Here is a 10,546-nt window from a genome sequence, read left to right as displayed (position 1 = left end):
CCCCCGCCCGCCGGCCCCGGCCCTCCCCCTCGAACGGAGCACATGTGACTACCGTCAGCGGCGACCGCTTCTGGTTCGGCGGCGACTACAACCCCGAGCAGTGGCCGTCGGACGTCTGGGACGAGGACGTGACGCTCATGGGGCGCGCGGGCGTCACCGTCGCCACCGTCGGCGTCTTCTCCTGGTCGCGGCTCCAGCCGGCCCCCGGGAGCTGGGACTTCGGGTGGCTCGACGACGTGCTGGGCCGGCTCGCCGACGCGGGCATCGGCATCGACCTCGCCACCGCGACCGCCTCCCCGCCGCCGTGGCTGACGGCGGCGCACCCCGGCATGGCCCCCGTGACGGCCGACGGCGTCGTGCTCGCGAACACCAGCCGCCAGCACTACAGTCCGCACTCGCCGGTCTACCGCGAGCACGCCCTCGCTCTCGTCCGTGCCCTGGCCGAGCGCTACGGACAGCACCCCGGCCTGGTCGCCTGGCATGTCAACAACGAGTACGCCTGCCACGTCCCCCGCTGCTACGGGCCGGACGCCGAAGTCGCCTTCCGGCGCTGGCTGCGGGCCAGGTACGCCACCATCGAGGCGCTCAACGCGGCATGGGGCACCGACTTCTGGTCGCAGCGCTACAGCGACTTCGAGGAGATCACCCCGCCGCGCACCGCGCCGACGGCCGCCAATCCGACGCAGCTGATCGACTTCGACCGCTTCACCTCCGACGCGTTCCTCGACCTCTTCCGCGCCGAGGCCCGGATCGTGCGCGAGGCATCCCCCGGCATCCCGGTGACGACCAACTTCATGGGCGCCTTCCGCCCGCTCGACTACTGGAAGTGGGCGCGGGAGGTCGACTTCGTCTCCGACGACTCCTATCCGGACCCGGTCGACCCGCAGGCGCCGGCCGCCGCGGCGATGACCCGTGACCTGATGCGTTCCCTGGGGAACGGCAAGCCCTGGGTGCTCATGGAGCAGGCGGCGAGCGCCGTGAACTGGCGGCCCGCCAACGCTCCCAAGGCGCCCGGGCAGAACCGGGCGTACTCGCTCCAGGCGGTGGCCCGCGGCGCGGACGGGATCATGTACTTCCAGTGGCGCCAGTCGGCCGCGGGCGCCGAGAAGTTCCACTCCGGCATGCTGCCGCACGCGGGCCCCGACTCGCGTGTCTTCCGGGAGGTGTGCGCACTCGGGGCGGAGCTGGCGGACCTCTCCCGGCTCCGCGGGACGGGGGTGTCCTCGCGGATCGCGATCGTCTTCGACTGGGACTCCTGGTGGGCACTGGAGCAGGAGTCCACGCCGACCCGGCTGGACTACCCGGCGCTGGTCCAGGACTGGTACCGGGCGTTCTGGGCGCGGGACGCGGTGGTCGACTTCCTCCCCGCCGACGGCCCGTTCGACGCCTACGACCTCGTCGTCGTGCCCGCCCTGCACGTCGTCGACGACGCGGTGCTCGCCGCGCTGGCGGCCGTTCCCCGGCGCGGGGGCCGGCTGGTGGTGGGCTTCATGACCGGCATCCTCGACCGGAACCTCCGGGTGCCGGCCGAGGGATACCTGGGGTCGCTCGCGGGCGTCCTCGGCGTACGGATCGAGGAGTTCGCGCCCGCCGCGCCCGCCCCCGGCGGTCCGGCGCCCGTGCTGCGGCTCTCGGGCGCCCTCGGCGAGCTGACCGCCGGCACCTGGGCCGAGTTCACGCACGCCGTCGACGCGGAGGTGCAGGCCTCCTTCGACGACGGTGTGGTGCGCTCATGGCCCGCCGTGACCCAGCGGAACACCGGTTCCGGAGCCGCCTGGTACGTCGCGACCCGGCTGGACGCACCGTCGCTGGACCGGCTCGTGGGCGTGCTCCTGGACGCGGCCGGTGCGGATCTGCCGACCGCGGAGCCGAACGACCGGGTGGAGGTCGTGCGCAGGGGCGACGCGGTGTTCGTGATCAACCACTCCTCGCAGGAGCAGACCGTCACGGTGCGCGGCCACGGGCAACGGACCCTGGCACCCCACGGGGCCGAGGTACTGTCCGGCTGACCGGCCCCGCCCGTGGGGTGTCAGCCACGGGCCGGGCCGGATGTCCGCCGCACCCGCCGCCGGCCGGTGCGCAGCCGCTCGCCCGCCCCGGCCTGCCGTGGATCGGGCCCAGCCACCCGCCGGGAGACGACATGCCGCACGATCACCGATCCGCCCGCCCCCGCGTCGCCGTCGTGCTCGAGCCCGCCGCGCGCGCCCAGTTGTTCGGCCCCGAGCAGTGGGAGGACCTGAAGCGCACGGGGGACGTCGTCGCCGAGTGCGCGGACGCCGGGGAGCTGCTCGGCCATCCCCGCCGCGCGGAGGCGGAGGTGCTGGTGGCCTCGTGGGGCGCGCCGCGCCTCACCGCCGGGGTGCTCGCACAGCTGCCCGCGCTGCACACCGTGCTGTACGGGGCGGGGTCCATCCGCGGCCTGGTGACCGACGCCTGCTGGGAGCGCGGCCTGACGATCGTCTCGGCGGCCGAGGCCAACAACGGGCCGGTCGCCGAGTACGTGTACGCGCAGACCGTGCTGGCCCTCAAGGACGTCCACCGGCGCTCCCGCCGGATGGCGGCCGAGCAGGTGCTGCCCGGCCTGGACGACGTGCCCGGCATCCACGGCCAGGAGGTCGGGCTGGTGTCCTTCGGCTCCGTCGCGCGGATGGTCGCGTCGCACCTGCGGCGGCTCGGCACCCGGGTGCTGGCCTGGGACCCGTTCCTCGACGACGCGGTCTTCCGGGACGCCGGGACGGAGCGGGTCGCCGGTCTGCCGGAACTGGTGGCGCGGTCACGGGTGCTCAGCATCCACACTCCGCTCGTCCCCGGCCGCACCGAGGGCCTGATCACCGGCGAACTGCTGCGGAGCCTCCCCCGCGGCGCCACGCTCATCAACACCGCCCGCGGTGCCGTGATCGACGAGGAGGCCATGATCCGCATCCTCGCCGAGCGGCCCGACCTCCAGGCCGTGCTCGACGTCACCGCCGAGGAACCGCCGCGGCCCGGATCGCCGCTCTACACCCTGGCGAACGTCATGCTCACCGGTCACGTCGCGGGCACGGCCGGCTCGGAGCGGCGGGCGATCGGAGCGCTGCTCGCCGGGGAGCTGACGCGTGTGGCGGCGGGCGAGCGGCCGCTCCACGCCGTGTCGCCGGAAGCGAGCCTGCTCAGGGCCTGACGCCCCCGGAGGGCTCCCGCCGGTGTCCGCACGGACGCCCGAATGCCTGCCGAAGCGGGCTACGATCGATCACCGGACGGATGGCACTCCAGAGAACGCGTCCACACCGCCGATCCGTGAGAGTTGGGGAGAGACAGTGTTCTACTACGTGCTCAAGTACGTCCTCCTGGGGCCGCTGCTGAGGGTGCTGTTCCGCCCCCGGATCGAGGGACTCGAGCACGTGCCCGACGAGGGGGCGGCGATCGTCGCCGGCAATCACCTGTCGTTCTCCGACCACTTCCTGATGCCCGCCATCCTCAGACGCCGCATCACCTTCCTCGCCAAGGCCGAGTACTTCACCGGTCCGGGCATCAAGGGCCGGCTGACGGCCGCGTTCTTCCACAGCGCGGGACAGATCCCGGTCGACCGCTCCGGGAAGGACGCCGGGCAGGCGGCCATCCGCGAGGGTCTCGGGGTGCTGGACAAGGGTGAGTTGCTGGGGATCTACCCGGAGGGCACCCGCTCGCACGACGGCCGGCTCTACAAGGGCAAGGTCGGCGTGGCCGTGATGGCGCTCCGGGCGGGGGTGCCGGTGGTGCCCTGCGCGATGGTGGGGACGTTCGAGATCCAGCCGCCCGGACAGAAACTGCCGAAGATCAAGCAGGTCACCGTCCGGTTCGGCGAGCCGCTGGACTTCTCGCGGTACGCCGGGATGGAGAACGAGAAGGCCGCCATCCGCGCCGTCACGGACGAGATCATGTACGCCATCCTCGGCCTGTCCGGGCAGGAGTACGTCGACCGGTACGCCGCGGAGGTCAAGGCGGAGCAGCAGGCCGCGTCCACGTCGCAGAACCCGAAGCGCTTCCCGCCCCGGCGCGGACGCTGAGGCCCTTCGTCCGGATCAGGGCACGCGGGCCCTGATCCGGACGGGAGGCGCCGGGCCGGCGGACGGCAGGGCGCACCACGCCCGTCACGCGGCGGCCGGGCACGGACGCACGAGGGGCGGCCGGGAGTTCCCGGCCGCCCCTCGCCCGTCGGGCCCCGCGGTTACGGCTTCGGGGTGGCGTGCGGCGCGCACTCCACGTCTCGGCTGTCGAGCCACCCGCTGAGCAGGTACGCGTCGACGCGGTCGTTGACGCACGGGTTGACCAGCCCGGTGACGCCGTGCGAGCCGGCGTTCTTCTCCACGATCAGACGCGATCCCTCGAGACGCTCGTGGAGTTCCACCGCGCCCTCGAACGGGGTGGCGGCGTCACGCTCGGACTGCACGATGAGGACCGGGGGCAGACCCTTGCCGGTCCGCACCTGGACGGGGGTGTGCTGCTTGGCGGACCAGGTGGCGCACGGGAGGTTCATCCAGGCGTTGGACCAGGTGAGGAACGGGTGGTCGCGGTGGAGCCGGGTGTTGTCGCGGTCCCAGGTCCGCCAGTTCGTCGGCCACTTGGCGTCCGCGCACTCGACCGCCGTGTACACGGCGTTCCCGTTCTCCGCGGCCGCGTTGCCGGCGGTGTCGGAGAGGTCGGGCGCCGCGGCGTCGACGAGCGCCTGGGCGTCACCGGCGAGGTACGCGCTCCAGGTCCGGGCGACGGGCACCCAGGCGGAGTCGTAGTACGGCGCGCTCTGGAAGAAGGCGAGCAGTTCGGCCGGACCGACGACCCCGCCGAGCGGGCTGCGCTTGGCGGTCGCCCGCAGCTTCACCCACTGGGCCTCGACCTTCGCGGGGGTGTCGCCGATGTGGAAGACGGCGTCGTTCTTCGCGACCCACGCCTTCCAGTCGTCCCAGCGCGTCTGGAAGGCGACGTCCTGGTCGAGGTTGGCCTGGTACCAGATCTTCTCCCGCGAGGGGTTGACCACACTGTCGACGATCATCCTGCGGACGTGGCCGGGGAAGAGGGTCGCGTAGACCGCCCCCAGGTAGGTGCCGTAGGAGACGCCCAGGTAGTTGAGCTTCTTCTCGCCGAGCGCCGCGCGGACGACGTCCAGGTCGCGCGCGGTGTTCGGGGTGGTCATGTGCGGCAGCATCCAGCCGCTGCGCTCGGCGCAGCCGTCCGCGTACTCGGCGGCGAGCTTGCGCTGCGCGCGCTTGTCGGCCTCGCTGTCGGGCACCGGGTCGGCCTTCGGCGCCTTGACGAACTCCTGCGGGTCGACGCAGGAGATGGGCGTCGAGTGGCCGACGCCCCGCGGGTCGAAGCCCACGAAGTCGTACGCCTGCGCCATCTTGGCGTAGACCGGGTTCTTGTTGGTGACGCGGGTCGGGAAGCGCATGCCCGAACCACCGGGCCCGCCCGGGTTGTAGACGAGCGCGCCCTGGCGCTGGTCGGCGGTGCCGGTGTGGCCGATGCGGTCGACGGCGATCCTGATCTGCCTGCCGTCCGGCCTGCTGTAGTCGAGCGGGACGTTCACCCAGCCGCACTGGATGGGCTTCACCAGCCCCCAGTCCTCGGGGCAGTCGGCCCAGTCGATGCCCTGCCGCGCGGCCCGCTCCGCGGCGATGCGCACGCCGCGGGCCTCGGGCCCGCCCCGGGCGCCGCTGTCGGCGGTCGCCGCCGGGGCCGCGACCGCTCCCGCGACGAGGGCGCCCGCTATCAGCGTGCTGCCGAGGCCGAGTCCTGTTGCACGTCTCACGACGTCTCTCCCCCTGTTGTGGTCCGTGGTTCCGTGGTCGGCGTCCCTGGTGGGGCCGGGACGCTCCGGGGATCCTTCCGTGGGCGGACCGTCCGGCGACAGACCGCACAGACGTTCTTTACCGAACCCATACCGGTGATCCCCGTCCCGCTGAGCGGTGCGGCCCGGGGGGGGTTCAGCCGTGGCGGATGCCGGGGACCAGCTCGTCGAGGGCGGAGTCGAGGACCGCCCGCAGCTCCCGGGCGTCGGGGGCCACCGCCGTGACGAGCGCCGAGGGGCCCGCCAGGGGCGACACGGCGGTGTTCGGGCCGCGCATGCCGGGGCGGGGCGGCTTGTCGGCGAAGTCCGGGTCGACGACGAGGAGCTGGCCCACGGCCCGGTGCCCGCCGAGGACGGCCGGACCGTCCCAGCCGTCGGGGGCGCCCGGGCCGAAGGCGAGTTCGCCGTCGAGGAGCGGCCTGCCGGCGCGGTGCACGGTGAGCCGCGTGACCAGAGTGCCGGGCTCCTCGCCGTGGCGGCCGAGGATCTGCTCCTCCCGCAGCACCAGCCTGGCGGTGGCGGCCAGTTCGACCCTGGTGTGCATCCGCAGGGTGCTGCCGTGGGCAGCGACGAGCTGCTCGGGCAGCCAGTGCAGCACCGCGTCGTCCCCGACGCGGAGGCCGACGTCGTAGTGGGCGGCCGCGCCGTCGCGGCCGGGGAGGGAGATCGTCGCGGCGGCGGAGCCGACGGTGAGCCGGGTGCCCGCGCGCACCTCGGCGTCGATCGCAAGCCGGTCGCCGCCGAGGGGCGCGCTCATCGCGCCGACGACGGTGACGTGCAGCCCGGTGCCCCGTGTGCGGGTGCGCCGCAGGGCGAGCGGACCGTCACCGGTGAGGACGGGCAGCGCGGTGCCGTCGGCGACGATGCGGGCGGTGGCCTGGACGCTCACCCGGGCCGCTCAGGCGTTCCACGCGGCGAGCTGCGCCCGCACCCAGGAGGCCACCGGGCCGACCCCGTCGGGGCCGCGCAACGAGGTGAACACGACGGGGAGTTCGCCGCGCTGCTCGCGGGCGTCGCGGGCCATCCGGTCGAGGTCGGAGCCCACGTGGGGCGCCAGATCGGTCTTGTTGACGACGAGGAGGTCGGCGGTGGTGACGCCGGGGCCGCCCTTGCGCGGGATGTCGTCGCCGCCGGCCACGTCGATCACGAAGATCTGGGCGTCGACGAGCCCCTTGGAGAAGGTGGCGGTGAGGTTGTCGCCGCCGGACTCCACCAGGACGAGGTCCAGCGGCCCGACGCCGTCCTCCAGGTCCTCGACGGCCTCCAGGTTGGCGGAGATGTCGTCCCTGATCGCGGTGTGCGGGCAGGCTCCCGTCTCGACGGCCTGGATGCGCTCCGGCGGGAGGACGGCGTGGCGCAGCAGGAACTCCGCGTCCTCACGGGTGTAGATGTCGTTGGTGACGACGGCGATCGACACGGTGTCGCGCAGTGCGGCGCAGAGCGCGGCGACGGTGGCGGTCTTGCCGGAGCCGACCGGCCCGCCGAGTCCGATCCGCAGGGCGCGGCGCCGCCCGTCGGGGCGCAGGGCGTCGGCGCCGACGGCGGGCGCGGTGTCGTGGGTGTGGTCGAGATGCATGACGGGCTCCTCGGTGCGGGTGGTGGGGGTGGTGGGGTGCACACCGTCAACACCGTCGAGGAGCACCTCGACATGCTGATGGTCTGCCACCACCTCAACCCGGCCGTCCCCGAGGACCTCGCGTTCGCCGAGTCCCGGATCCGGCCGTCCACCATCGCGGCCGAGGACATCCTGCACGACCTCGGCGCCATCTCGATCATCTCCTCCGACTCCCGGGTCGCCGGTCGGGCGGGCTCAGGAGGCGAAGAGGCGTACGGGCCAGGCCGCATGGTCCTCCGCGGTGATGTCCAGCAGCGGCGCGGAGGCGGCCGGCAGGGCGTCCGGCCCCCGGCCGGCCGCGTCCGCGGCCCGGGCGGCGACCTCGTCCATCTCGGGTGCGAGACCGGCGAGGACGGCCGTCGCCTGGAACGGATCCAGGCCCAGCAGCCGTACGGCCGCCGTGACGGGGCCGCTGACCGACTCGTGGACCGCGCAGTGCGCCGCGTCCGCCGCACCGAGTCCGGCGGCCCGCGCGCTCGCGCCGAGGACCAGGGGCTGGTGCGCGCCCCGGGGGAAGGCGGCGGCGAGGGCGTCGAGTGCGGGGTGGGGCCAGACGGTGCGGGCGGCACGCATCAGCTGGCGGCCGAGCCTGCGGGACGCCGCCCGGAGGGCGGGCGAGGGCGTCCGGGCGTCCGCGGCGGCGTCCAGGACGGCCGGGTCGTGGCCCAGCGCGGCGCAGGCGGCGAGCCCGGCGGAGGTCAGGCCGGTGGTGTGCAGCCGTCCGCGGCAGAACGCGGCGAGGTCGGCCGGGCCGGTGACGCGGCCGGCCCGGACGGCCGCCTCGACACCGCCGGAGTGCGCATGGCCTCCGGCGGGGAAGCGGCCGTCGGCCAGGAGGAGCAGGGCGGAACGGCTCACCGGGCGGCCTCCCCAGGGCCGCCGGCCCGGTGCGTGTGCGGGGTGACGGGGCGCATCAGAAGAGGAAGTACCGTTGCGCCATGGGGAGTTCCGCGGCCGGCGCGGGCTCGACCGGGTCGCCGTCGATGGTGACGGTGAAGGTGTCGGCGTCGACCTCGACCCGGGGCATGGCGTCGTTCTCCCTCATGTCCGCCTTGGTGACCCGCCGGGTGCTGCGGATGGCGGTGAACCGCTTGGCGACGCCCAGCCGTTCGGGCAGGTCGTCCTCGATCGCCGCACCGGAGACGAAGTTGAGGGACCCGCGCGCCGCGGCCCGTCCCAGCGCGCCGAACATCGGCCGGGGCATCACGGGCTGAGGAGTGGGGATGGACGCGTTGGCGTCTCCCATCTGCGCGTACGCGATCTGGCCGCCCTTCAGCACCAGCTGGGGCTTCACCCCGAAGAACGCCGGTTCCCACAGCACGAGATCGGCGAGCTTGCCGGTCTCGACGGAGCCGATCTCGTCGTCGAGGCCCTGGGCGACGGCCGGGTTGATCGTGTATTTGGCGACATAGCGACGTGCCCGGTGGTTGTCGGCCCGCCCGTCGCCGGGCAGCGCGCCGCGCCTCTTCTTCATCACGTGGGCGGTCTGCCAGGTCCGCAGGACGACCTCGCCGACGCGGCCCATGGCCTGGGAGTCGGAGGAGATGATCGAGATGGCGCCGAGGTCGTGCAGGATGTCCTCGGCCGCGATGGTGGACGGCCGGATCCGGGACTCGGCGAACGCGAGGTCCTCGGGGACGGCCGGGTTGAGGTGGTGGCAGACCATCAGCATGTCGAGGTGCTCCTCGACGGTGTTGACGGTGTGCGGCCGGGTCGGGTTGGTCGAGCTCGGCAGCACGTAGGGCTCGGCGACGACCGTGATGATGTCGGGCGCGTGCCCGCCGCCCGCGCCCTCCGTGTGGTACGCGTGGATGGTCCGGCCGGCGACGGCCGCCAGGGTGTCGCCGACGAATCCGGCCTCGTTCAGCGTGTCGGTGTGGATGGCCAGCTGGACGCCGGTGTCCTCGCAGACGCCGAGGCAGGCGTCGATGACGGCGGGGGTCGCCCCCCAGTCCTCGTGGATCTTGAACCCGAGCGCGCCGCCGCGCAGTTGCGCGTGCAGGGCCGCGCGCGAGGTGGTGTTGCCCTTGCCGAGCAGACCGATGTTGACGGGGAAGGTGTCCAGGGCCTCGAACATCCGGGCGAGGTGCCAGGAGCCGGGGGTCACGGTGGTGGCCTTGGTGCCCTCGGCGGGTCCGGTGCCGCCGCCGACGAGGGTGGTGACACCGGTGGCCAGCGCCTGCTCGACGACGGTGGGCGAGATGAAGTGGATGTGGGCGTCGACGGCGCCGGCGGTGACGATCCGCCCGTTCCCGGAGATGATCTCGGTCTCCGGCCCGATGACCAGGTCGGGGTGGACGCCGTCCATGGTGTCCGGGTTGCCGGCCTTGCCGATGCCGGTGATCCGGCCGTCGCGGATGCCGATGTCGGCCTTGACGATGCCCCAGTGGTCCAGGATCACCGCTCCGGTGATCACGGTGTCGGGTGCGCCGTCGGCCCGGGTCGCCCGGGACTGGCCCATGGACTCGCGGATCACCTTGCCGCCGCCGAACACGGCCTCGTCGCCCGCCCGTCCGGGGCCGCCGCTGCGGTCCTCCTCGATCTCCACCAGCAGATCGGTGTCGGCGAGGCGGATCCGGTCGCCCGTGGTGGGCCCGAACAGGTCCGCGTACGCGGCGCGGGAGATCTCAGTCATCGAGGGCGCCTCCGGTCTCGCCGCGCAGGCCGGGGACGATCCGCCGGCCGGCTAGAGGGACGAGCTCGACGTCGACGGGGACGCCGGGCTCGAACCGGACGGCGGTTCCCGCGGCGACGGCGAGCCGCTTGCCGCGGGCGGCGGCCCGGTCGAAGTCGAGGCCGGGGTTGGCCTCGGCGAAGTGGTAGTGGGAACCGACCTGGACGGGCCGGTCGGCGGTGTTCACCACGGTCACGCGGGTCCGCGCACGGCCCTCGTTGAGGACGACGGGATCCGGGGCGAGGAGGATCTCTCCGGGAATCATCGGGCGCCGCCTCAGACGATGGGGTCGTGGACGGTGACGAGCTTGGTGCCGTCCGGGAAGGTGGCCTCGACCTGGACGTCGTGGATCATCTCCGGGACGCCCTCCATCACCTCGGCGCGGGTGAGCACCTTGCGCCCCGAGGCCATGAGTTCGGCGACCGTGCGCCCGTCGCGGGCGCCCTCCAGGATG

At 73.8% G+C, this 10,546-nt stretch carries 10 protein-coding genes and 1 pseudogene; 4 read left to right on the top strand and 7 right to left on the bottom strand.

Features of this window, described 5'->3' with window-relative positions; genetic code table 11:
- Positions 1 to 44 precede the first annotated feature (44 nt).
- The 3 genes from EAO77_RS27540 (at position 45) to EAO77_RS27530 (ending at position 4,025) form a co-directional block, all read left to right on the top strand.
- Entirely contained in the window at positions 45 to 2,009 is a 1,965-nt protein-coding gene (locus tag EAO77_RS27540; RefSeq protein ID WP_222723695.1) for a beta-galactosidase, read from the top strand.
- Positions 2,010 to 2,140: 131 nt separating this feature from the next.
- Positions 2,141 to 3,160, top strand: a complete 1,020-nt coding sequence (locus EAO77_RS27535; RefSeq protein ID WP_147990944.1) for a hydroxyacid dehydrogenase — start codon at positions 2,141 to 2,143, stop codon at positions 3,158 to 3,160.
- Between the two features lie 136 nt (positions 3,161 to 3,296).
- Positions 3,297 to 4,025 carry a lysophospholipid acyltransferase family protein gene (locus EAO77_RS27530; protein ID WP_147990943.1) on the top strand — a complete coding sequence of 243 codons (729 nt, stop codon included), beginning with the start codon at positions 3,297 to 3,299 and terminating at the stop codon, positions 4,023 to 4,025.
- A 161-nt stretch (positions 4,026 to 4,186) separates the two neighbouring features.
- Here EAO77_RS27530 and EAO77_RS27525 read toward each other — a convergent pair whose 3' ends face one another.
- From EAO77_RS27525 to ureG, 3 genes are all read right to left on the bottom strand, one after another.
- Positions 4,187 to 5,764 (bottom strand): alpha/beta hydrolase, encoded by a 1,578-nt coding sequence (locus tag EAO77_RS27525; protein ID WP_147990942.1) that lies wholly within the window; start codon positions 5,762 to 5,764, stop codon positions 4,187 to 4,189.
- Positions 5,765 to 5,939: 175 nt separating this feature from the next.
- Entirely contained in the window at positions 5,940 to 6,692 is a 753-nt protein-coding gene (locus EAO77_RS27520; RefSeq protein WP_147990941.1) for an urease accessory protein UreD, read from the bottom strand.
- A gap of 9 nt (positions 6,693 to 6,701) precedes the next feature.
- On the bottom strand, positions 6,702 to 7,379 hold the full coding sequence (gene ureG / locus EAO77_RS27515; RefSeq protein ID WP_147991058.1) for an urease accessory protein UreG: 678 nt from the start codon (positions 7,377 to 7,379) through the stop codon (positions 6,702 to 6,704).
- Between the two features lie 39 nt (positions 7,380 to 7,418).
- On the opposite strand from ureG, the pseudogene EAO77_RS27510 reads away from it, so the two are divergent.
- Positions 7,419 to 7,613 (top strand): annotated as a pseudogene (locus EAO77_RS27510) (amidohydrolase family protein); the annotation flags it as partial.
- On the opposite strand, the gene EAO77_RS27505 reads toward EAO77_RS27510, so the two are convergent.
- The 4 genes from EAO77_RS27505 to ureA all read right to left on the bottom strand — a co-directional run.
- Positions 7,614 to 8,276, bottom strand: coding sequence for an urease accessory protein UreF (locus tag EAO77_RS27505; RefSeq protein WP_147990940.1), 663 nt, complete (start codon positions 8,274 to 8,276; stop codon positions 7,614 to 7,616). It lies immediately after the preceding pseudogene.
- A gap of 55 nt (positions 8,277 to 8,331) precedes the next feature.
- Entirely contained in the window at positions 8,332 to 10,053 is a 1,722-nt protein-coding gene (locus tag EAO77_RS27500) for an urease subunit alpha (RefSeq protein WP_147990939.1), read from the bottom strand.
- On the bottom strand, positions 10,046 to 10,357 hold the full coding sequence (locus tag EAO77_RS27495) for an urease subunit beta (protein ID WP_147990938.1): 312 nt from the start codon (positions 10,355 to 10,357) through the stop codon (positions 10,046 to 10,048). Before EAO77_RS27495 ends, EAO77_RS27500 begins: the two co-directional genes overlap by 8 nt.
- An 11-nt stretch (positions 10,358 to 10,368) precedes the next feature.
- The coding region (ureA, locus tag EAO77_RS27490) for an urease subunit gamma (protein WP_147991057.1) at positions 10,369 to 10,546 on the bottom strand (178 nt) is incomplete at its 5' end.

It is taken from the genome of Streptomyces sp. T39 (assembly GCF_008042045.1).
Classification (GTDB): Bacteria; Actinomycetota; Actinomycetes; order Streptomycetales; family Streptomycetaceae; genus Streptomyces.
This window is presented reverse-complemented; position numbering and strand designations above follow the sequence as displayed.